General features: G+C 71.3%; 26 protein-coding genes. 11 read left to right on the forward strand and 15 right to left on the reverse strand.

Annotated elements, in window-relative coordinates:
* Positions 1-54: 54 nt before the first annotated feature.
* The 3 genes from ACQKM2_RS19165 to ACQKM2_RS19175 all read right to left on the reverse strand — a co-directional run bounded on the left by ACQKM2_RS19165 (position 55) and on the right by ACQKM2_RS19175 (position 3,336).
* Complete coding sequence (locus tag ACQKM2_RS19165; protein ID WP_427711122.1) at positions 55-1,494, reverse strand: MFS transporter; 1,440 nt, start codon at positions 1,492-1,494, stop codon at positions 55-57.
* Positions 1,491-2,561, reverse strand: coding sequence for an SMP-30/gluconolactonase/LRE family protein (locus tag ACQKM2_RS19170; RefSeq protein ID WP_427711124.1), 1,071 nt, complete (start codon positions 2,559-2,561; stop codon positions 1,491-1,493). Before ACQKM2_RS19170 ends, ACQKM2_RS19165 begins: the two co-directional genes overlap by 4 nt.
* Before the next feature lie 85 nt (positions 2,562-2,646).
* Positions 2,647-3,336, reverse strand: a complete 690-nt coding sequence (locus ACQKM2_RS19175) for an AfsR/SARP family transcriptional regulator (protein WP_427711126.1) — start codon at positions 3,334-3,336, stop codon at positions 2,647-2,649.
* A gap of 377 nt (positions 3,337-3,713) precedes the next feature.
* Here ACQKM2_RS19175 and ACQKM2_RS19180 point away from each other — a divergent pair, with 377 nt between their 5' ends.
* Complete coding sequence (locus tag ACQKM2_RS19180) at positions 3,714-4,544, forward strand: AfsR/SARP family transcriptional regulator (protein ID WP_427711128.1); 831 nt, start codon at positions 3,714-3,716, stop codon at positions 4,542-4,544.
* A gap of 20 nt (positions 4,545-4,564) precedes the next feature.
* On the opposite strand, the gene ACQKM2_RS19185 is transcribed toward ACQKM2_RS19180, so the two are convergent.
* Genes ACQKM2_RS19185 through ACQKM2_RS19200 form a run of 4 tightly spaced genes read right to left on the reverse strand, consistent with a single transcriptional unit; the run spans position 4,565 to position 9,138 of the window.
* Entirely contained in the window at positions 4,565-5,176 is a 612-nt protein-coding gene (locus ACQKM2_RS19185) for a hypothetical protein (RefSeq protein WP_427711130.1), read from the reverse strand.
* Positions 5,163-6,812 (reverse strand): substrate-binding and vWA domain-containing protein, encoded by a 1,650-nt coding sequence (locus ACQKM2_RS19190; protein ID WP_427711131.1) that lies wholly within the window; start codon positions 6,810-6,812, stop codon positions 5,163-5,165. The genes ACQKM2_RS19185 and ACQKM2_RS19190 overlap by 14 nt, the downstream gene beginning before the upstream one ends.
* Positions 6,809-8,011, reverse strand: coding sequence for a toxic anion resistance protein (locus ACQKM2_RS19195; protein ID WP_427711133.1), 1,203 nt, complete (start codon positions 8,009-8,011; stop codon positions 6,809-6,811). Before ACQKM2_RS19195 ends, ACQKM2_RS19190 begins: the two co-directional genes overlap by 4 nt.
* On the reverse strand, positions 8,008-9,138 hold the full coding sequence (locus ACQKM2_RS19200; RefSeq protein ID WP_427711135.1) for a hypothetical protein: 1,131 nt from the start codon (positions 9,136-9,138) through the stop codon (positions 8,008-8,010). The genes ACQKM2_RS19195 and ACQKM2_RS19200 overlap by 4 nt, the downstream gene beginning before the upstream one ends.
* Positions 9,139-9,248: 110 nt before the next feature.
* Here ACQKM2_RS19200 and ACQKM2_RS19205 point away from each other — a divergent pair, with 110 nt between their 5' ends.
* Complete coding sequence (locus tag ACQKM2_RS19205) at positions 9,249-9,680, forward strand: hypothetical protein (protein WP_427711137.1); 432 nt, start codon at positions 9,249-9,251, stop codon at positions 9,678-9,680.
* Between the two features lie 7 nt (positions 9,681-9,687).
* On the opposite strand, the gene ACQKM2_RS19210 is transcribed toward ACQKM2_RS19205, so the two are convergent.
* Both ACQKM2_RS19210 and ACQKM2_RS19215 read right to left on the reverse strand, forming a co-directional pair.
* Positions 9,688-9,969: a VOC family protein gene (locus ACQKM2_RS19210; RefSeq protein WP_427711139.1), complete on the reverse strand. Its 282-nt coding sequence runs from the start codon at positions 9,967-9,969 to the stop codon at positions 9,688-9,690.
* Positions 9,966-10,160, reverse strand: a complete 195-nt coding sequence (locus ACQKM2_RS19215) for a hypothetical protein (RefSeq protein WP_427711141.1) — start codon at positions 10,158-10,160, stop codon at positions 9,966-9,968. The genes ACQKM2_RS19210 and ACQKM2_RS19215 overlap by 4 nt, the downstream gene beginning before the upstream one ends.
* 106 nt (positions 10,161-10,266) lie before the next feature.
* Between ACQKM2_RS19215 and ACQKM2_RS19220 the strand changes: the two genes are divergently transcribed.
* The 3 genes from ACQKM2_RS19220 (at position 10,267) to ACQKM2_RS19230 (ending at position 11,653) form a co-directional block, all read left to right on the forward strand.
* Entirely contained in the window at positions 10,267-10,545 is a 279-nt protein-coding gene (locus tag ACQKM2_RS19220; RefSeq protein ID WP_427711142.1) for a helix-turn-helix domain-containing protein, read from the forward strand.
* Complete coding sequence (locus ACQKM2_RS19225; RefSeq protein ID WP_427711144.1) at positions 10,542-11,105, forward strand: hypothetical protein; 564 nt, start codon at positions 10,542-10,544, stop codon at positions 11,103-11,105. Before ACQKM2_RS19220 ends, ACQKM2_RS19225 begins: the two co-directional genes overlap by 4 nt.
* 128 nt (positions 11,106-11,233) lie before the next feature.
* Positions 11,234-11,653 carry a nuclear transport factor 2 family protein gene (locus ACQKM2_RS19230; protein WP_427711146.1) on the forward strand — a complete coding sequence of 140 codons (420 nt, stop codon included), beginning with the start codon at positions 11,234-11,236 and terminating at the stop codon, positions 11,651-11,653.
* Here ACQKM2_RS19230 and ACQKM2_RS19235 read toward each other — a convergent pair.
* The 3 genes from ACQKM2_RS19235 to ACQKM2_RS19245 all read right to left on the reverse strand — a co-directional run bounded on the left by ACQKM2_RS19235 (position 11,650) and on the right by ACQKM2_RS19245 (position 13,576).
* Entirely contained in the window at positions 11,650-12,567 is a 918-nt protein-coding gene (locus ACQKM2_RS19235; protein ID WP_427711148.1) for a phosphatidylinositol-specific phospholipase C, read from the reverse strand. The genes ACQKM2_RS19230 and ACQKM2_RS19235 overlap by 4 nt on opposite strands.
* A 275-nt stretch (positions 12,568-12,842) precedes the next feature.
* On the reverse strand, positions 12,843-13,196 hold the full coding sequence (locus ACQKM2_RS19240; protein ID WP_427711150.1) for an MTH938/NDUFAF3 family protein: 354 nt from the start codon (positions 13,194-13,196) through the stop codon (positions 12,843-12,845).
* Positions 13,197-13,207: 11 nt separating this feature from the next.
* Complete coding sequence (locus tag ACQKM2_RS19245; protein WP_427711152.1) at positions 13,208-13,576, reverse strand: hypothetical protein; 369 nt, start codon at positions 13,574-13,576, stop codon at positions 13,208-13,210.
* A 55-nt stretch (positions 13,577-13,631) separates the two neighbouring features.
* On the opposite strand from ACQKM2_RS19245, the gene ACQKM2_RS19250 reads away from it, so the two are divergent.
* The 3 genes from ACQKM2_RS19250 (at position 13,632) to ACQKM2_RS19260 (ending at position 15,342) form a co-directional block, all read left to right on the forward strand.
* Positions 13,632-14,846 carry a helix-turn-helix domain-containing protein gene (locus tag ACQKM2_RS19250; RefSeq protein WP_427711153.1) on the forward strand — a complete coding sequence of 405 codons (1,215 nt, stop codon included), beginning with the start codon at positions 13,632-13,634 and terminating at the stop codon, positions 14,844-14,846.
* 87 nt (positions 14,847-14,933) lie between these two features.
* On the forward strand, positions 14,934-15,095 hold the full coding sequence (locus ACQKM2_RS19255) for a hypothetical protein (RefSeq protein ID WP_427711155.1): 162 nt from the start codon (positions 14,934-14,936) through the stop codon (positions 15,093-15,095).
* Entirely contained in the window at positions 15,088-15,342 is a 255-nt protein-coding gene (locus tag ACQKM2_RS19260; protein ID WP_427711157.1) for a hypothetical protein, read from the forward strand. Before ACQKM2_RS19255 ends, ACQKM2_RS19260 begins: the two co-directional genes overlap by 8 nt.
* A 564-nt stretch (positions 15,343-15,906) precedes the next feature.
* Here the strand turns inward: ACQKM2_RS19260 and ACQKM2_RS19265 are convergent.
* Positions 15,907-16,320 (reverse strand): hypothetical protein, encoded by a 414-nt coding sequence (locus tag ACQKM2_RS19265; protein ID WP_427711159.1) that lies wholly within the window; start codon positions 16,318-16,320, stop codon positions 15,907-15,909.
* Positions 16,321-16,430: 110 nt separating this feature from the next.
* Positions 16,431-17,642, reverse strand: coding sequence for a pyridoxal phosphate-dependent aminotransferase (locus ACQKM2_RS19270; protein ID WP_401244419.1), 1,212 nt, complete (start codon positions 17,640-17,642; stop codon positions 16,431-16,433).
* Between the two features lie 480 nt (positions 17,643-18,122).
* On the opposite strand from ACQKM2_RS19270, the gene ACQKM2_RS19275 reads away from it, so the two are divergent.
* The 3 genes from ACQKM2_RS19275 to ACQKM2_RS19285 all read left to right on the forward strand — a co-directional run bounded on the left by ACQKM2_RS19275 (position 18,123) and on the right by ACQKM2_RS19285 (position 19,922).
* On the forward strand, positions 18,123-18,680 hold the full coding sequence (locus tag ACQKM2_RS19275; protein ID WP_427711161.1) for a hypothetical protein: 558 nt from the start codon (positions 18,123-18,125) through the stop codon (positions 18,678-18,680).
* Positions 18,681-18,746: 66 nt separating this feature from the next.
* Complete coding sequence (locus ACQKM2_RS19280) at positions 18,747-19,223, forward strand: macro domain-containing protein (protein ID WP_427711163.1); 477 nt, start codon at positions 18,747-18,749, stop codon at positions 19,221-19,223.
* A 132-nt stretch (positions 19,224-19,355) separates the two neighbouring features.
* Positions 19,356-19,922 (forward strand): GNAT family N-acetyltransferase, encoded by a 567-nt coding sequence (locus tag ACQKM2_RS19285; RefSeq protein ID WP_427711165.1) that lies wholly within the window; start codon positions 19,356-19,358, stop codon positions 19,920-19,922.
* 119 nt (positions 19,923-20,041) lie between these two features.
* On the opposite strand, the gene ACQKM2_RS19290 is transcribed toward ACQKM2_RS19285, so the two are convergent.
* Positions 20,042-20,566 (reverse strand): nitroreductase/quinone reductase family protein, encoded by a 525-nt coding sequence (locus ACQKM2_RS19290; protein WP_427711167.1) that lies wholly within the window; start codon positions 20,564-20,566, stop codon positions 20,042-20,044.
* Between the last annotated feature and the right edge of the window lie 78 nt (positions 20,567-20,644).

Raw genomic sequence — 20,644 nt, forward strand, 5'->3', positions numbered from 1 at the left:
TCCAGACCACTTCTCCGAAGTGAACGGTTGGCTTGCGGGTGGGCAGGGCTCCGGTCAGCCGACCGGGACCGACACCCGCTCCTGCTCGACGGCCCCGGAGCCGTCCTGCGTCGCACGGCGCCTGATGAACAGGGCGCTCACCGCGCCCAGCAGGACCACCGCCGTACCGATCCACAGCGCCGACTGGAGGCTGTCCGTGAAGGCCGCCTGCGCGTCGCCCGTGCCGGCACCGGCGAACTGCCGGCTGAAGACCGCCGTCAGGGCGGCGACACCCAGCGCACCGCCGAACTCGCGGCTGGTGTTGTTCGCGCCGGAGGCCTTGTTGTGTTCGCTCTCCCGTACCGCGGAGATGACCGTGGCGGGGTTGCCGGCGAAGACGAGGCCCATGCCGATGCCGGCGAGGGCGAGGGCGGGCACCATGGCGCCGTAGCCGACGTCGGGGGTGACGATCAGGGCGATCCAGCCGAGGCCGAGGCCCTGGAGGGCACAGCCCACCGCCTGCAGGACACCGCCGCCGATGCGGTCCACGAAGCCCATCGCGGCGGGCACCACGATCATCGGGGCGACGGTCCACGGAAGGGTGCGCAGTCCCGCCTCGAAGGGCGAGAAGCCCATCGGGCCCTGCAGGAACTGGCTCAGGAAGAAGATCGACCCGAAGACACCGAAGTACATCGTGATCGACACCACGTTGCTGAGCACGAAGGCCGGGACGCGGTACATGTGCAGCGGGATCAGCGGGCTCGCGCTCCTGCGCTCGTTCATGATGAACGCGACCGCGAGTACCACCGCGACACCGAGTCCGATCAGCGTGGTGCTCTGCGTCCAGCCGTGGTCCGCCGCCTGGACGATGCCCCAGACCGCCGCCACGACCGAGCCGGTGATCAGCACCATGCTGGGGACGTTCAGGTTCCGTTCCTCACCCCTGCTCTCCTTGACCGCCCAGAAGGCGAGGGGCAGGGCGATGACGCCGACCGGCACGTTGATCCAGAAGATCCAGCTCCAGTCGATCTGCTCGGTCACCAGGCCGCCGGCCAGCGGACCGACCGCGATGCCGAGGCCGTTGACGCCGCCCCACACACCGACGGCCATGTTCCGCTTCTCCCGGGAGACGGCGGCGACGGCCAGGGTGAGCGAGACCGGCAGGATCGCCGCGGCACCGGCGCCCTGGAGCACGCGGGCGACCACCAGCGTGACGACCGAGTCGGCCACCGCACAGGCGATGGACGAGGCCGTGAAGAGCCCGACGCCCCACAGGAAGACCCGGCGGCGGCCGAAGCGGTCACCCAGCGCCGCGCCCGCCAGCAGCAGACCGGCGAAGGCCAGCACGTAGCCGTTCATCACCCACTGCAGCTCGGACTGCTTGACGCTGAACTGCTCGGCGATCTTGGGCAGTGCGTTGGTGACGACCAGGTTGTCCAGCGACACCATGAACATCGGCAGGGAAGTGGCCACCAGCGCCCAGACGGCGGCCGGCCCCTTGTTCGTCGCCATCATCGGCCGTACCCCCCGGACTCCGAGCCCGGAATGCGGCGGAGGGTGACCAGGTCCGAGGTCCGGCCGGCCATGAGCTCACCGACGTCGCCGCTGAGGACGTAGTCGCCGTGCGGCGTCACGGCCACGGTCGTGGGGCCCTGGGTGGCCCACGGGTCCACCCGCTGGCTGAAGCCGGCGGTGCGCCAGCCGTCCTTCGACTCCAGGACGGTCACCGCGTCCACCCCGCCGGGCACGCCCACGGCGGCGCCGATCGAGTTGGTGACGACGACCAGGGAGCCGTCGGGGCGCAGCCCGAGGCCGTCCGTGCCGACCAGCGGCCGGGGGAGCTTGACCTCGGTCACCCGGCGGTGCGCCGGCGCGTTCGGGTTGATCTTGAACATGAGGCCGGTGTCGTAGCGCACGGCGAGCAGGTAGCCGTCCGGGTGCCAGACGATCCCGTTCAGGCCGACGATGTCGGCGGCGAAGCGGGGGTCGGTGACCAGCGGGGTGACCTTGCCGTCGAGGCCGATCCGCTGGATCGTGTCCGACACGGAGTCCGTGACGTAGATGTTCCCGCGGCGGTCGAAGGTGAGGTCGTTGGCGAAGGTGCGCCCGCGCCCGCCCGCCACGTCCACCTTGCGCTGCAGCTTGCCGGTGTCCAGGGCGAAGATGGCCACGCCCGAGGTCGGCGGCTGATCGCCGACGTCCAGGCGCTGGCGGACCCAGAAGTCGCTGTAGGCGACCAGGATGCGGTTGCGGGCGACGTCGACGCGGATGCCGAGGGTCGACACCATGCCGATGCTCGGCGCCAGCTGCTTGATGCTGCCGTCCTGGCCGATCACCGAGAGGTTGCCCTGGGAGGCGGAGCCGACCAGGAAGGCGCGGCGGGTCGGGTCCCAGGCGATGCCCTCCGGGTAGAGCTCGGTCGCCCGGCCGGTGATGACCTCGGCGCCCTGGTGGAGGCTCACGGACTGGGCGGCCGCGGGGACCGGCTCCGCCATGGCGACCGTCGGCAGCGCGAGCGGCGCGATGGACGCGAGCACGGCCACGCCGGCTGCTGCTGCCGCTAAGGGCAGTGAACGAAACACTGTTCTTCCTTCTCTCGTACGTACGGGGCAAGGGGAGTGGGGGTGGGGGTGGGGGCAGGAGTGCCGGGGGCGGGCCGGCGGCCGGTCAGGAAGCCCGGCTGCCGACCAGCACGCACCGCTGCACCCGCCTCAGGTCCTCCGAGGGCTCCAGGCCGAGCTCGTGCGCCAGGACGGTGCGTACGTCCTGGAACGCGCGCAGGGCGTCGCCCCGCCGGCCCGACTGGTGCAGGGCGTCGATCAGCCGTGCGTGCAGCCATTCGTTGTAGGGGTGGCTGGCCACGAGGTTCCGCAGCTGGGGCAGGACCTCGCGGTAGTAGCCCAGCCGCATGGCCACTTCGATCCATTTCTCCTGGGCGTGGAGCTGGAGCTCCTCGATCTCCCGGGCGTGTGCCGCGAGGACGTGTCCCTGGCGCACGTCGGCCAGGGCGGGCCCCCGCCACATGCCGAGCGCGTCGCCGAAGCTTTCGTATGCCGCTTCCAGGTGCCCGGCCCGCAGCTCCTGACGCCCCAGGGCGCAGGTCCGGCGGAAGGCGGCCAGATCGGTCTGCCGTTCTTCCACGTTGAGCGAGTAACCGGTCGCCTCCGTGGTCAGCAGGTCCTGCACCGCGTCGTGCCCGAGCCACTGACCGAGCTCCTGGCGCAGGTGGTAGACGTGCGTGCGGACCGTGTTGACCGCCGTGGCCGGCGGGTCGCCTTCCCACAGCTCGTCGATCAGGTGGTCCACCGGCACGGTTTCGTTGGCCCGGACGATGAGGAGGGCCAGCAGCTTTCGCACCTTGGGACCGCGGGGGCGGTAAACGGAAGCGCCGTGGCGCATTTCGAGCGGACCCAGAATACGGAATTCAGGATTTCGCTCAGAGCGGGTGGAGTGGGCGGCCAGCCAATCGTCGAGGAGATCGGGCCGGGACCCGTTGTCGGAGGTGATCGGTTGCGGCATCAACAGCGGCATGGCAACGAATCTAGGAGAACCGCCGGGATCAAGACAGACGTCCTATGGTGCACCCCCCATGCCTCCTTGGAGGCAATCCGATCGCACGGAACGCGCCGACGTTGGCCGGAAGAAGACCAAAGCTATGCTGCCGAGAACCAATGGAAACCTCCGACGGTCCTCGATGACGCGGGCGTCCGGGCCCCCGGAAAGGAGAGTGCACGATGCGTCTGAGACTCCTCGGACCCTTCCTCATCGTCACGGCCGACGGCACGTCCCACACCCCGGGACCGCCCAAGGTCGCCCAGGCCCTGGCCCTGCTCGCCACCCAGCCGGGCCTGGTCGTCAGCTCGGACACCCTGGTCCGCGAGCTCTGGCGGGAAAGCCCCCCGCGCACCGCCCTCGCGACGGCCCAGACCCACATCCACCACGCCCGCAAGCGGCTCGACGAACTGTCGGCCGGGGAGACGTCCCGGCCCGTCCTGATCACGTGCCCCTCCGGCTACATGCTGCACCTCGACGACCACCAGGCCACCGACGTCCGGGAACTCGAAGACCTCGTCCTGCTCGCGGACGCCGAACTGGGCCGGGGCGACACGGAGACCGCCGCCGCCCACATGAAGAGGGCCCTCGCCATCCGGCGCGGGCCCCTGGTCTCCAACATCCCGGTCGGACACGTCCTGGCCGGCCGCCGGGCACGCCTGGAGGAGCTGTACGTCCAGGCACTGGAACTGCACATCGAGATCACCGTCCGGCTCGGCCGCTACCGCGAGGTGATCCCCGAACTGCGCCTCCTCGTCCACGACCACCCGCTCCACGAGTGGTTCCACGGCCACCTCATCGCCGCGCTCCACCGGTGCGGCCGCCGGACCGAGGCGCTCCAGGCCTACCGGGCACTGGAACGGATCCTGCGCGAAGAGCTCGGCCTGAGCCCGCTGCCCAGCACCCGGCGGCTCATGGACCTGGTCCTCGAACCGAACCCCGACGGCTCCGCCGCGGAGCCCCCGTGGTCCGTCCTCCCGCGCGCGGGCAGGCCGGCGGCCACCCCCCGGTGACCGCCCCGCCGCCACCCGGCCTAGGAGTCCCTGCGGCCTTCCAGATAGGCCGTGTGCGTCTGCTGCCGGAGCGCCTCCCGGTCCTGGAGCTCCGCCGTCAGCCGTTCCGCTTCCTCCGACAGCAGCGACAGCTGCCGCTCCAAGTGCCGCTCGGGGGACTCCCCGCCCGGCGTCAGCCGGGTCCACCAGCGGGTCCGGTTGTACGTGTCCACGCACTCCGGCACGTCCAGCCGGACCGCCCGCGCCAGCGAGTGCACCGCTTCCGGTTCGGCCGCCAGGACCTGCGCCGGCCACCCCGGGGCCAGCAGGGCCGCGTACAGGTCCAGCAGCTCGCTCAGCTTCCCCTCGGCGGCCGGCGGCAACTCCACCTCCGCCACGTACCCGCGCAGCCGGCCCAGGTCCTCCCGTACGAGGTCCAGCTGCTCCGCGGGACCGGGGAACGGCGGCGGCGGGGTCCGGTCGGGCGGCGCGATGAGCGCACCCGCCCCGTACAGCCCCGCGACCACCGCCGGCCAGTACGCGCCCGCCACCCCGGCCACCGTCAGGCCCAGCCCGAGGAGCCCGCAGGCACAGCCCCACAGGTTCTTCCCCGACTCCAGGTACTTCAGCGTCAGCGCCCTACTGGTAGCCACGTATCTCCTCGAAGGCCCCGTCCAGGGAGCCGTTCCCGTCGGTCGCGTCGAAGAGGCGGCCACCGGTCAGCTCCGTGATGTGCGTCAGCTCCTTGCGGTCCGAGTCCCCGAACAGCACCGCGAACACCGGCGTGCGCTTCTGCGCCTCCGGCAGTCCCGCGTAGAAGGAGTCGAAGTCCTTCACCTTGTCCCCGCTCTGCCCGTCCGTCATCAGCACGATCGAGGTGAACGCGTCCGCGCCGCCCTGCCCCAGGTGCTGGTACGCGGCCTTCAGGCTCGCGTAGACGGCCGTACCGCCCTCCGGGCGCAGCGACTTGACGTCACCCCGGATCGCGTCCAGGGCGGGCCCCGGATTGCCCGGCTCGACGACGTGCGTCAGCACCTTCTTCACCTTGTCGCCGAACGGCAGCAGCGTCACCTCCTCGCGGTCCCGGAAGCGCTGTCCCGTCCCCGAACTCCCCGTCCCCGTAAGGTCGGTGAGCGCCGAACGCAGCCGCCCGATCCGGTCCGCCTCCTCCATCGAACCCGAGGTGTCCAGCACGTACACCGTCCGCGAGGGCCGCCGCAGCTCGTTCTCGTACGAGGCCAGCAGCCCGTCCGCCACCGACCGGGCCCCCGGGAAGGGCAGCTCGCGGCGCACGGCCGGGTCCAGCCCGGCCGCCGGCGCCACCCCCGCCGCCACCGGACGCCGGAACGTCTTCTCCGTGATCGCCTTCTGCGCCGCGTCGCCCCGCAGGTACTCCGTCAGCAGCCGGCCCGACTCCCGCGCCCCCGCCGGGGCCGACGTCAGCAGCGTCAGCGGGTAGTGCGCCGTGACCACCCCGTCCTTCGGGCGGACCACCTTCAGCGGGGACTTCGCCCGGTCGTTCATCGACAGCAGCACCGACTCGTAGTTGACCAGCGCGTCCACGTCGTCCCGCTTCGCGTACGCCGTCGCCAGCCAGCCCGAGGAACCGGAGGTCAGCTTCTGCCCCTTGAAGAACTCCTTCAGCCGCGGCCGGGCCTTCTGCACGTCCGCGTCCGTCAGCGCCGACTGCGCGCCCGACAGCCCCGAGGCCACCGAGACGAGGGTGGAGAAACCGGAGTTCGAACGCACCGGATCCGTCATCCCGTACGTCAGCTTCCCGGCCGCCACGGCCTCCTCGACCGCCGACCAGGTCACCTCTTCCGGCTTCCAGCCCAGCCGGGCCAGCGCCTCCGGCTTGACTCCGACGGCGACGGGGGAGGACATCACCGGCGTCTCGTTGGCGAGCTTCGCCGCCGCCTCGGGACGCAGCCGCAGGTAGTCGTTGGAGGACAGCCAGATCGCGTCGTACCGGCCGTCCGCCTTCCCCGAGGCGACCTGTTCGGCCGCGTCCAGCGTCCCCGACCAGGTGAAGTCGACGGAGACCCCGGTGGCCGTCTTGGCGTCCTTCAGGATCTGCGCCATGTCGGACAGCTCGCTGGAGGCCAGCACGCGGAGCCGGCCCTCCTTGTACTCCTGCGGCTTGGCGCCGCCGGACGCGGTGGTCCCCGCCGGTTCGTCCGAGGTGCAGGCCGTCGCGCCCAGCAGGGTCGCGGCCAGCACCACCGCCGCGGCGAGACGTCTGCGCACGCGTGCCGTGTGCAGCTTCGTCCTCGTGGTGCGCGCGTTCATCGCTCCCCGCCTTCCAGGGCGTTCGCGGTGCGGGTGCGGGCCAGGTGCGCCGAGGCCGCCTGCAGCTCGCCCGTCAGGGACTCCACCGTCGCCGCCATGCTCTCGGTGGCCTGGACCTTGAACGTGTCGATCGCGTCCAGGGTCTTGTAGATCTGCGCGAAGGCCGTACGCAGCGTCTCCGCGCCCACGGCCGGGTCGGCGGCGATCCGCTGGATCTCGCCGCTCTGGGTCGCCAGCATCTCCGCGTTCCCCCGGATCAGCTCCTCGGTGGTGCCGCGCAGCGCGTCGACCTGCTCGGCCACCCTGCGCTGGTTGTCCAGGGCCGAAGCCAGCATCACCGCGATCCGCAGCGCCGAGACGGTCGTCGTCGCCGCCCGGTCGACGCCCTTGACGAGCTCCTCGTTGTTGCGCCGGACCACGTCCATCGCCAGGTAGCCCTGCGCACACACCGCCAGCTGCGTCAGCAGGTCCTGGTGCTTCTGCCGCACCGGGAACAGGACGTCGGCGCGGAGCGCGTCCGCCTGGGCGGGGTCGGAGCGCTCGGCCTCCGTGATCCGCTGCTCCACGGCCGCGTCCAGGGCCTCGGTGAGCACCGCGTACTCCTGGAGCTTGCCCATCGTCTCCCAGAGCCGGGCCCGCTCCGTGTGCAGGGCGGCGTTGTCGCGGCGCAGCTCGTCCTGGCCGCCGCGCAGCGCGCCGACGATCCGGTTCAGGGTGGCCTGGGAGGAGGCGTACTTGGCCACGTGGTCGCGGAACCTGTTGCCGCCCGGCAGCTTCGCCAGCAGCCTGCGGGCCCCCTTGGCGGGCGCGTCCCGCGGGTCGAGGTCCTCGACGGTGCGGCGCAGCTCGACCAGCGACCCCGCCACCCGGGCCTGCGCGTCCCCGCCGCCGTCCGCGCCGAGGGACCGTACGGCCCGCTCCAGCATCCGGTTGGACTGGTTGGCGGCGGTCCGCATGTCGGCGGAGCCGAGCGCGGTGATGTCGCCGATCCGGGTCGCGAACTCCGGCGAGCGGGCGTCGACACCGGCGAGCCGGCCCACGTACTCGTCGGCCCGGCGGGCCATCTCCTCCCGGACGCCGTCCTGGAGCGGGACGAGGCCGGAGGCCTGCTCGCGGCGTACGGCGGGCACCGGCTCGGGCGCGGTCAGCACGAGCGGGCCGTCCTCGGGCGGTGTCAGCGGCGGCGGTGTCAGTGTCACGGCGTGCCCCCCTGCCCCTTGGCGCGGGCTGCCAGCGCCGTCAGGACCTTCACGGTCGGAGCGCTGACCTGGCGGATCCCGGTCAGCTCCGGGTTGAGGTACCCGGCGTACGGGGTGGTGGCGGCGGTGAACTCGGCGGTGCCCTCCTGGGGGCGGAAGCCGTGCCGCACGGCCAGCTCGCGCAGCTTCTTGTCGGTGGCGAGGAGCGTGCCGAGGTCCTTGGCCTTGTCGCCGAGCGGTACGAAGGTGTGCGGGGAGTTCACGGTGGTGTCCGGGTACAGCACGACCATGCTCGCGGCCTCCCCGGTGGCCTGCTTCTGCATCAGCAGCGCGGCGACCTGGGCCTCGTAGGCGAGGACCAGCGGCTCTCCGCTGCCGCTGATGAAGGACCGGAAGGGGCCGTCGGTGCTGGGCTCCAGGGAGCCCTGGACGGAGATCAGCTTCCGCAGGAGGGGGGCGGTGCGCTCGATGCCGGCGTCGTCGGAGACGACCGTCTTGCTGTTGGCCACGTTGGAGGTGGCGCCGATGAACAGGGCGCCGGAGTTGGAGGTGGTGGGGTCGGAGGTCTTGACGAAGACCGTTCCGCTCAGTTCCGCGTGGGCCGTGGAACCGGGGAGCTGCTGCCAGGTGCGGTCCTCGCCGGCCGCCTTGAGGAAGGGCTCCATCAGGAGGGTGCCGGTGTTCTTGCCTGTCATCCTGACGAGGCCGTTGTCGGCGAGGACGCGGGCCGCGTTGGCGCGGGCGATGACCACGAGCGGGGAGAAGAAGGGCTTCGCGCTCTGCGCGCCCTTCACCCCGGCCTTCGCGGCGATCTCGTCGGCGGGCTCGCTGCTGCTGGGGAAGGCGAAGTCGTACTCCTTGAGGGCCAGCTGGTCCATGGCCCAGGAGCCCGAGGTCTCGGTCTTCACGGTGTAGCCCTTGGCTGCAAGGGCCTTGACGACGTCGGGATCGCGGAAGAACTCGGACTTCTCCGATCCGATGACGCCACGCACGGTCTTCGTTGCCGTGCCCTCTGATGTTCCGGTTCCTCCGAGGAAGATGACGGCGACAACGCCGCCCACAAGGAGGACCGCCAGAGCGATTCCAAGGATGCGTCTCACGGGGGCAGCCTGCTCACGGAAACCCACATTCCGCGGGGCGTTGGGTGAACGCCGGGTGTCCAGACGGTCCCGCTTCGAAATGCTGTGTGGGTGGGCGGGTGCTGGTGGGAGGGGGCGGGCGGCGGGAGGATCTGGGCATGGGTGTGAGTACGTCTGGTGTGAGGTGGCAGGGCTGGGCGGTGGGCATGGTCTGCCTGTCCGGCCTGCTGGTGTTCGCCCCGTTGGGGCTGTACGTCTGGGCCAGCGGCGGCCCCGCGGACCCTTCCCGCCAGGCCTCCGTCCCCCCGGAGGTACGGGTCACCGGGTGCCGGATCGACCCGCCGAGCCGGCGTGCCGTGGCGGTCCTGGAAGCCCGGGGCGAGGGCTCGTACGTCGCCACGGTCGAGTTCCGCGACCGCCCGCCCGCGCAGCCGGACGCCCGCGAAACCCGCACCCTGGTCCGCCTCCCGGGGCTCACCCCGACCGACCCCCCGTCCCGCACGGAGGCCGTCGGCCCGGTGTGGGCGCTGGGGGCGGGTGTGTGGTGCGGGGTGGCGGGGGTGGTGGGGGAGGGGCCGGGCGGGGGCTGACGGCGGGTCATGGCGGTCCGGTCCGGTCCGGGGTGGTCAGGACGACCGTGCGGCCGTCGGGGTCGGTGAGGGTGCGGGGGGAGTCGCCGTTCAGGCCGAGGCGGAGGTAGCCCGTCTCGGGGCGGCGGCCGACGGGGTAGAGCTCCAGGACGCTGCCGTCTGCCAGTGTCGCGGAGTAGTGGTCCGGGCCGTTGCCGTGGCGCTCCGGTACGAGGTCGAGACCGAGGCCGGCGTAGAACTCGCGGCACTCCTCGAGACGGTTCGTGTAGATGACGAGCAGGCCGATCACGCGGCGGCCTCCTGTCGTCCGATCAGGGCGGTGACGCCCTGGAGGGCCAGGTCGAGGCTCGCGAGGACCGCCGACACGGTCCACAGCGTGCGGTGGTCGGACTGCGACGCCGCCATCGAGAGCGCGCATACGAGGCCCAGGGCGGTGCACAGCGGGCGCAGGAAGGTGTTGCGGGCGAGGAATTCGAGCATCTTTCTTCCTTCCGTCGGGCGGGATGCCCGCCAACTCGGCTTGCGAGAAGGGTTGGTGCGGCATCCCCTCTGGCATCCCGCTCAAGGTATACATACCATTGAGGGTATGCCAAGGAAGAATGAGTCCGACGAGCTCGAAGAGCGGGACCTCGCCTACCGGATCGCCCAGGCCGTGCACGACCGGCGGACGGAACTCGGCTGGTCGCAGCGCCAGTTGGCGGAGGCGGCCGGGATGCGGCAGCCGCACGTCTCGCGGCTGGAGGCGGCCAGGAGCCTGCCGAGCCTCGACGTCCTGCACCGCGTCGCCGAGGCGATGGGGACCGACCTCACGGTGTGCCTCGTGCCGCGCGAAGCCGCGAAGGCCGCGGAGGTGGTCACCCGATGAGACTGCCGCACCGGCATTCCGGGTACGCACTGGAGGCGGTCGCGGCCGTCGTCGTCATCGCCGCCCTCGTGGCCACCCGTGGGACGGGGCCGATGGGCCTGCTCGTCTATGTGGTGGGCCAGCCCCTGATGTTCATCCCCGGCGCGATGCAGATCCGGCACCACTTCGCGCCGCCCTGCACGGAGTGCGTCAAGGTGTTGCCGCTCAACCCGGCGGAGTCCGCTCGGGAGCCCGGCAGCTCACGCCGGGCACTGTGGGCGTCCCACGCCTTCTTCGGCACCCTCCCGCGCTTCGGCCTGGTCCTGTTCGCGACCGTCTCCCTCGCGGTCCTGGGCTGTGCCCCGCTCTACGACCTGCTGGGAATGGAGGGGGCGCAGCGCAGGGCGTACCTCTTCCTGATCGCCGGGATCGCCCTCACCGTGGCCACCACCTGGACGACCCGGACGCACAACCGCCTGGCGCCCTGGTGCCCGTACTGCGACGACGACGGGGACGAGGGCGACGAGGAGCCCGTCGCGGACCCCACCGGCGGACGCGGCCGGCCCGCGCCCGCCTGCTAGCGCCGCGTCAAGCGGCACCCCTGCGGACCGGCCGCCTTACTCCAGAGGTAATCGTCTTCGTGTGCCCGCGCAGGCAGCATCGGTGATCTCCCCGCGTCGGACGACGCGGACCAGGACGGAGGGCCGGCATGGACACGCGCACGGTGGTCGAGGAGTTGCTGCGCAGGATCGGCGAGGGCGATCCCGAGCGCATCGCCGAGCTGTACGCCGAGCGGGGCGACTGGAAGCTCGACTGGCCGGAGGCCGAGCACGGCCGCCCCGCCACGCCGTGGATCCGCCACCGGTCCACCCGGGGCGACGCGGCCGCCCACTACCGCGAGCTCGCCGAGCACCACGTGCCGGAGTGTGCGGCGACCGAGGTCGAGCGGATCCTCGTCGACGGGAACGAGGCGGTCGTGCTCGGCGAGATCCGCCAGACCGCCCGGCCCACGGGACGCCCGTACCGTGCGCGGTTCGCCCTGCACCTCACCGTCGAGGACGGCCTGGTCACCCGGCACCACGTCTACGAGGACAGCCTGGCCGTAGCCCGGGCCTTCGGACCCCTTTAGACGAAGTTCTTGTCGATCAAGAGGCTCAGGACGTCTTGGCGGAAGTTGGGGAAGTCCATGGGCACGATGCCGAAGCGGGCTCGCTGGGCCTTCCTGGGCTCCAGGTAGTCGTAGACGCTCGGGAGGATCTTCCGGGCCCCCATGGAGGGATCGGGGATGGGTCCCTTGGCGGTGCTGGTGAAGTTGATGAACATCTTGGCGGCGCTCTGGTCGAACCACGCCGCGTCGAACTGGTCGACGATCGCCTGCTTCTTCGCATCGTCCGGGACGTTGTACTTGTCCTGGATCTTGCAGTGGTCGTCGCCCCACTTGAGGGTGGTCCATTCGTGGCTGAAGTCGGTGAGGAGCACGACCTTGCCGCGAGCCTGACCCAGGGTGGGCCACGAGGGGTTGGTCCAGAAGAGCGGACGGAAATGCATCGACGGATCGTCCATGTACCAGTTGAAGCGACGCCTGAATTCCTCTGCGCCGAGCGCCTGGCCTCCCGCACTCTCGTTCTTGAGCCGCATGATGATCACTTCCTTCGGATTGTTCCGCAGGAAGAAGTCGCAGTCGTTGAGGACGTCCTGGTACCGCTTGTTCATGTATATGTCGGAGTGGTAGAGGCCCATCTCGTTCGCGGAGCCCTGCAATCCGTTCAAACGGATGTCGAGGAAACGGATGCCCTTGTCGAGCTGCGTCGGCAGGTCCCAGATCTGGCACTTCGCGGCCGTCATGCCACTGTTGGCGCAGGTGTTGTGGGTTCCGGGGATCGTCAGCTTCGTGACGGGAAGGCTGTTGGAGAGCTGTCCCATCCAGGACCGGGAGGACCAGCTCGCGGCAGATGCCGCACTCGGGAGGCCGAGCACGCCGGCACCGGCCATGCCGCCGGCTCCGGCCGCCCACTTCAGGACGTCACGACGGGTAGGGCTCATGCCTGTTCTCCGATTCAGTGCGAAACGTGGGGAAGGGCGCGCTCTGGCCGCCGATTCGGTCGTACGGATTCTGCGGCTCACGGCTCCCAGAGCTGACCAACCAGCGGGGAATGGAATTCCTGGAGGAATCACGCTGCGCAAGGCAACGGATGATCTCCGAGGCGTACCGTAAACCGAGCTGCTAACGCTCCATTACCGTCCACTAACGCTCTGGCTTTCCCGGGCCTCGCCCAGCCTCCTCCCGGAGGTCCTCCCGCGAGCTTCTCCTGATCCCCTCAGCAGGTGGAGTGGAACAGCCCGCCGACCGCCTCCCCGGCCCCGGCCAGCCGGTTGTACAGGCCGACGGCGGCCCTGGTCTCGTCGGAGTGCACGGCGACCCCCGCCTCCCGCAGCACCCGCAGCACCTCCGGCGTCGTCTTCAGCCGCCGCTCCATCCCCTGGCTGAGCACGACGACCGCACAACCCCGCCCGAGCAGCTCCCGCACCTCCCCGGCCCGGATCCCGGGCTCGTGCCGGGTCCCGTGCACGTTCCAGTCCCAGACGTTCCCGCCACCCGGATACAGCACGAAGTCCTTGCCCGCCGCGAGCCCTTCGACCTCCATCTCACCCCAGGCGACGCGCGTGATCACCGGAGACCGTTTCACCGGAGGAGTGCCTTCTCAATCCCCTCGAAGATGTCCGCGTCCGTCCCCTGCTGCCAGACCGGAAGGTCCGCCGAGTCGGCCACGTAACCCGGCTTGGGGTCCTCAAAATGCCGGTACATCTGCGCGGTCCAACAGACGGCGACGAACCGGCCCTTCTGCTCCCGCGAGAGCCGCGAGGTGGTGGCGCCGCTGATCTCGACGAAGTGGCGCACCTGCGCGTACACGGCCCCGGCGGCCTCGCGCTCCCACTGCGGCGTCTCGTCCCAGGGGGTCACGTAACCGGCCTTCGGCTCACCCGGAAAGTGCCGCCGCACCCCCGCGATCCACGCCTCGCGGAACAGTCGTGCACCTTCGCTCTGCGACATGCGAATCCCTCTCATAGGCCCGCCAGAGCGTACAGGCCGGGCGTACTTTGGGCGTATGGCTTCTGAGCACTTGGGTGACCGTCTGAGCCGTCTTCGCCGCTTCGCCGACCTGACTCAGGAAGGACTGGCGGAGCGGTCCGGTGTATCCGTCGACGTGGTGCGCAAGTTGGAGCAGAGGCGCAAGCACAGCGCCAGACTGCCCACGCTGCACGCACTGTCCAAGGGGCTGGGCGTCGAGCTGACGAGCCTGCTGGGCGATCCGCCCGGGGTGCCCTCGAACGGTGAGGCTGATTCCCCGGCGCTGGTGGCCGTGCGGCGGGCGATAATGCCGCCGTTGTTCGCCCCACCTGTGGAACCGGCCGGTGTGGAGCGGTTGTCGCTTCCGCTCCTGCGCGCCGAGTTGGCGGCTGGATGGACCCTGTACCACGCAGCGGACTTCGGTCGCCTCATGGAAGTGCTGCCGGGCGTCATCGCCGATGCCAGACTCCTCGCCGCCGTGGGGAACGCGGATCAGCGCGCGGCCGGCCAAGCGGCCCTCGGCAAGGCACTGCAGCTCGGCGGACACCTGGCCATTCGTCTGGGCAAGACGGACCTCGCCCTCTCGGCACTGGAGCGGGCCTACGCCGCAGCGGGAGACTCGGCGGACCCCCTGCTGGCTCCGATGCTGTCGAACTCCGTGGCGTGGGCCTACCAGCGGCAGGCCCGGCTGGACGACGCGCGGAATCTGGCCGTGCACGCGGCGGACGCCGTGGAACGTGAACACACCGGTACCTCAGAGGGTGTTCGCGTCTGGGGTGGACTGCTGATGTCCGCAGCCACGTCGTACGCACGGAGCGACGACTACGCGACGGCCAACGAGATGATGGTGACCGCCGAGAAGGCGGCGGGCCGACTGGCCACGCTGCCTCCGCCGGCTGACGGCAAACTCGTCTCGGTGTTCAGCCGGTCGTCGGTGCGCATCGAGCGGGTCCGCCTCGCGGTCCAGCACGAGCGCCCGGAGGAGGCCCTGATGCTGGCCAAGGGGATAAGGCTCAGCAAGGACACGCCGCCTTCGTGGCGGACGTGGCTGCTCCTGGACCTGGCGCGCGCTCATGCGGACTTGGGGGATGCCGCCGGGGCCCTGAAGGCCCTCGAAAGGCTGCGGAAGGTCGCCCCGGGGTGGATGCGGCACCACACCCTGGCCGTGGCGATCGTCACGGACCTGTGGGCAGGACGGCACCATCCGCCGGGCCTGCGGCAGCTGAAGGACTTCCTCTGCATCCCCGATTAAGCGCGCGAAAGTGGGATGTTGCGTCCCTGTGGTCCCTCGTCGGCCGACGAGAACATCGAACCGTCCGGCAGACGATGCGAGGGATACATGACCACAGCCGCGCACGAACAGAACACCCGTCCGCGCGACCGCGACACCCCGTGGTCGCGGGCACAATCCCCCACCAGCCCGAGCGCCGAGCTCCTCGACCGCGCACTCGTCGGCTGGGAGCGCTTCCTCGTCACACTCCAGGCGGCGTCCGATGAGTGAGTGCTACGAGTACGTCCCCCACCGTCTCCTCCGCCAACGCGTCCGCGACATCGCATCGGGCGTCGAAGGCGTCCTGATGGCGGTGATCAACGAGAACGTCTCCGACACCGGCATCGAACGCTGGATGGAACTGGCCTACATCCGAGGCGCCTCCGGCCGCGAGTTCACCACGGCCGCCGCCAACGTCGAACCCACCTACGACCAGCCCCAGACGGCCGCCGGCCGCCGAGACCAGAGAAGCGCGTAGCGATCTGTCGCGCCCATCCGCTGCCTGGGCTGCCCTGTTCGTCCTCTGGTGCGGGTATCAGCCCCAGACGGCCATCAGCCGCCGAGCAAAGAGAAGCGCGTAGCGATCCGATGCGCCTGGAGGCTCCGCAGGCCGCTCTGATCAACCTCTCGTGCGGGCAGCCGGCCCCCGGCCCCGGGGCAGGCCTGGACGGGGCCGCTCCTGGCTCGTCTCCCCCTGTGACCGTTCCTTTGGGGGTTTCCCGGCAGTCTTTCGGCTTTCCGGGGAGGGCCGGTCTGTCAAGGGTCGCCGAAGGCGATCGCGAAGCGACGCGACGAAGGAGCGCCCTTGACAGGGCGGCCCGGACCGGAAGGACGATTGGACTGACGGGAAACCCCCAAACCCTCCACGACTACCGACCAAGGAGATCCCGCCCCCAGCCCACCGGCCCGCAGACGAGGGGGCGGGTGGGCAAACACCGACCCGCCCCGCTCCCTCGCGGGGGAGACAACGGCCCCGAGGCGGAACCCCGGAAAAAGCCATGGCACCCGGTCCGGAGCCTGCGCGGTCCCGGACCGGGGCCGGTCAGTGGGCGCCGGCCCGGTCGGGGGCTTCGAGGGCGGCGGTGTGGGCGTCCATGCGCTGGGCCGCGAGGATCGCCGCGGCGGTGTCGGCGCGGGACGCGGCGACGAGCAGGGCGCGGGCGGCGAGGTCGTGGGCGCGGCGGTGGAGGGTGCGGCTGTCGGCGCCGTCGGCCAGGGCGGGGTGGGCGACGCGGACGGGGTCCGTCCCGCGCAGGCGGGTCACCTGGGCTGCGATGCGTACGGCGCCGTCGTCGTCGAGGCCGAGCTCGTCGGTGACGGCGAGCAGGGCGGCCAGGTGCCCGGCGAGCTGGATGTCGAGGGCTTCGCCCCGGCTGCTCTGCGGGTACCCGGCGGATTCGGTGCGGCCGGCGTCCACTCGGTGGACGACCGACTTGGCACGGCTCGGTTCGTACATGAGGAGGCCTCCTGCTTGGTCAGGAGGCCATCCTACATTGGAACCGGTCTAAGGTTGAGTCGAATCTTGGTTGAGCGGGAGTGGAGCGGGCAGCCCCGCCCCACCGGTCCCTACGGCTGCCCGTACCCGTCCAGGAAGCGTCCGATCCGGGTGACGGCGTCCGCGAGGTCCTTCGCGTTGGGGAGGGTCACGATGCGGAAGTGGTCGGGCTCGGGCCAGTTGAATCCGGTGCCGTGGACGACCATGATCTTCTCGGCCCGCAGCAGGTCGAGGACCATCTGCCGGTCGTCCTTGACCTTGTAGACCGCCGGGTCCAGCTTCGGGAACAGGTACAGCGCGCCCTTCGGCTTCACGCACGTGATGCCCGGGATCTGGGTCAGCAGGTCGTACGCCGTGTCGCGCTGCTCCAGCAGCCGCCCGCCCGGCAGCACCAGGTCGACGATCGACTGCCGTCCGCCCAGCGCGGTGGCCACGGCGTGCTGCGAGGGCATGTTCGCGCACAGGCGCATGTTGGCCAGGATCGTCAGGCCCTCGATGTACGACGAGGCGTGCTTCTTCGGTCCGCAGACCGCCATCCAGCCCGCCCGGTACCCGGCGACCCGGTAGTTCTTGGACAGGCCGTTGAAGGTCAGGGTCAGCAGGTCGGGAGCGATCGCCGCGGTGTTCGTGTGCGTGGCGCCGTCGTAGAGGATCCGGTCGTAGATCTCGTCGGAGCAGACCACCAGGTTGTGCCGGCGGGCGATGTCCGTCAGCCCGCGCAGCATCTCGTCGTCGTAGACGGCGCCGGTCGGGTTGTTCGGGTTGATGATCACGATCGCGCGCGTGCGGTCGGTGACCTTGCGCTCGATGTCCGCGAGGTCGGGCATCCAGTCGGACTGCTCGTCGCAGCGGTAGTGCACGGCGGTGCCGCCGGCCAGCGAGACCGACGCCGTCCACAGCGGGTAGTCCGGGGCGGGGACCAGCACCTCGTCGCCGTCGTCCAGCAGCGCCTGCATCGACATCTGGATCAGCTCGGAGACGCCGTTGCCGAGGTAGATGTCCTCGACGTCCAGGTGGATGCCCTTGGTCTGGTAGTGCTGCATGACCGCGCGCCGCGCCGACAGCAGGCCCTTCGCGTCCCCGTAGCCGTGGGCGTTGCCCAGGTTGCGGAGCATGTCCTCAAGGATCTCCGGCGGGCACTCGAAGCCGAAGGCCGCGGGGTTGCCGGTGTTCAGCTTGAGGATGCGATGACCTGCCGCTTCGAGCCGCATCGCCTCTTCGAGGACGGGTCCGCGGATCTCGTAGCAGACATTGGCGAGTTTCGTTGACTGGATCACCTGCATGACGGGAGCTTACGGGCCCGGCCGCCCGCCCGCGCGGCTGTTCCGGGGGAATTCCACCGAGCGATATGCCCTATTTCGAGCGATGTAGGGGTGGTGCCCCCGTCCACCCTTTGAAACGGCGGCCCGGCCGCCGTCCGGCCTGCGGAATGGGTGAGGGGGGCGGAAGCGGCGGGGCGCCGGTGTTGCGCTCGTCACCCCGCGACCGTTGTGCCCGTCGCCCCGCGACGGCGGAGGCTCGGGGCCGGCCCTCCGGGCCGACTCTCCGGACCGGCTCCGCGCCCGGCCCTGAGGGGCGCGTCGGTGACGCATCGACAGGTCGCCGGCCTACCCCCGAGTAGGTTCCGGGGCCCGCTCGGGCCTGTGCCCGGGCTCACGATTCCGGCCAGTGGACCTGGATTGACGGAGAGATTCATTTAGGTGAGCCTTACCTTGCTTTGGCGCGGCTGACGGAGTCGCGCCCCTCATCCCGGAGCCCGCCGCATGTCCTCCCCAGCAGCCAGACTCGCCCCCCGCCCCGTCCGCCTCTACGACTCGTGGTGGACCGTCGCGGCGGGGGCCCTCTGTGCGCTGGTCGTCCTGGCGGCCGGCCTGTGGTGCTCGCTGCACATGCAGGCCGACGCGGCGATGCACTCTGCCGCGCTGTTCGCGCACCTCGCCTCGCTGGTGCTGGGCTTCGGCGCGGTGCTCTCCGCCGACTACTACGGACTGCTGTGGGCCACCGGCCGCTGCGGACTGGCGGAGGTCGTCGCCGCGACCTCCCGGCTGCACGTCCCGATCTGGGCCGGCCTCGGGGGCCTCGTGGTGAGCGGCCTGATGCTCCACCCCGACCTGACCTCCCCGCTGACCCTCACCAAGATCGGCCTGGTCGCCCTGCTGACCGTCAACGGCCTCCAGGCGGGCCTCCTGGGCCGCCGCCTCGAAGCCGCCACCGGCGAGGTCGGCCGCGGCCTCCTGTTCTGGGGCGGCGCCACCGCGCTGGTCTCCCAGGCCTGCTGGTGGGGCGCGGTCGTCATCGGCTTCCTCAACACCAACCGCTGACCGGCCGGCCCGGGCGGCCCTTCCGGGCCCCGGCCCGTTGTCAGTGCCCCCGCCTACCGTGGGTGCATGAAGCCGCTCACGATCATTTCCGGGGACGCGACGAGTCCGCAGGCCAAGGGCCCCAAGCTGATCGCGCACGTCTGCAACGACATAGGCGGCTGGGGAAAGGGCTTCGTGCTCGCCCTCTCCCGGCGCTGGCCCGAACCGGAAGCCGAGTTCAGGGCCTGGCACCGCGGGCGCAGCGGGAACGACTTCGGGCTCGGCGCAGTGCAGGTGGTGCGGGTGAAGCCCGACGTGTGGGTGGCCAACATGGTCGGCCAGCGGGGGATACGCACCGGCAGCGGCGGCCCGCCCATCCGCTACGACGCCGTCGAGAGCTGCCTCGGCAAGCTGGCGGACCACGCCCTGGAGCTGGGGGCGAGCGTCCACATGCCCCGCATCGGGTGCGGGCTGGCCGGCGGCAAGTGGTCCCGTATCGAACCGCTGATAACCGAGGCGCTCTGCGCGCGGGATGTGGCGGTGACGGTGTACGACCGGGCGTGAGGCGAGATCACGAGGTCACGAGCGACGTCCCGAGGCAACGTCCCGAGGCAACGTTGCGACGCGACATCGCGAGGTGACATGCAGGGCCTGTCGGCGGAGGCTGGGGCGGGGGCCGCGTGGCAGCATCGCCGCATGCGCTTCCGATACGCCGCCGAGGCCGACGCGCCCGCCATGGCCCGGCTGTTCGCCGCCAACCACCACGACGCCCTCACCGAAGAGCAGCGGGCCGCGCAGGGCTTCGTGCAGGGGGCCTTCGGGATCGACGCCCTGTGCGCCATGGCCCGGGACGGGGAGCTGCTCGTGGCCGACGCCGGGCACGGGCGGATCGCCGGGCTGCTCGCGCTGTCGGTCGCCACGGACCTGGGCGATCCGCCGGCGGCGGTCCTCGGGCTGCTGCGCGCCCAGCCGGAGCTCGTCTGGCAGGGGCGCCCGCTGAGCGAGGTGCCGTGGCTGCTGTACGGGCCGGTCGTGGTCGACGCCGCCTTCCGCGGGCACGGCGTGGCCCGGGGCCTGTTCGGGATGGCGGTCGAGGCCTCGGCCGGGCGCGCCGAGGTGCTGGTCGCCTTCATCGAGGCGGGCAACGCCCCCTCCTGGCGGGTGCACGTCGACGCCTTCGGCATGACCCCGCTGGGCGAGTACGCGGTCGCCGGCCACACGTACACCGCCGTCGCCACCCCGGCCGAGCAGCCGGCCGCGTAGCCGCGGCTCACCGGGCCGAGGTCCAGCCGCGTTCGCGGAGCCGCTCGAAGCCGTCCGGCAGCCCAGGCGCCCCGGAGGCGGATCGATTCGCCTCCGGCGGGGGACCCGGGGCGCGCCCGTCAGCCCTCCACGATCACCAGCGGCAGCTCCCGGGGCCGCGCGAGCGCCTGGTGGTCCTCGTAGGGCGGCCACAGCGCCGTCAGGGCCTCCCAGTACGTCTCCCGCTCGACCGCGTCCGCCGTGCGCGCCCAGGCCGCGAAGGTCCGGGTGCCCACCTGGAGGCGGACCTCCGGGTGCGCGGTCAGGTTCCCGTACCAGGCGGGGAGGCGGGGCCCGCCCGGGTCGGCGGCGACGACCAGGTACCGGCCCTCGTCCTCGGCGTACACCAGCGGCGTCCGCACCGGCCGGCCCGTGGCGCGGTCGAGGGTGGTCAGGAGCAGGGTCGGGACCCCGTGCCACAGGTGGCCGTCGGTGCCGCCGCTCGCCACGTAGGTCCGCACGTGGTCGAGGCGCGGCCCGGGGCGCGGGTCCGTCGGGCGGTCCCAGTCGACCGGGGAGGCCGGCGACACCGGAGTGGCCGGAGTGGCCGGGGAGACCGGCGTGGCCGGGGAGGCCGGGGCGGGCGGGGTGGCAACAATGTTCATCTGACCTCCGTAGGGCGTCCCCCGGAGCGCTAACGAGCCTTTACCGATTCTGGATGCGCCGGACCCGTAGCGCACGTG

This window comes from Streptomyces sp. NPDC004126 (assembly GCF_050275515.1).
Lineage (GTDB): Bacteria > Actinomycetota > Actinomycetes > Streptomycetales > Streptomycetaceae > Streptomyces.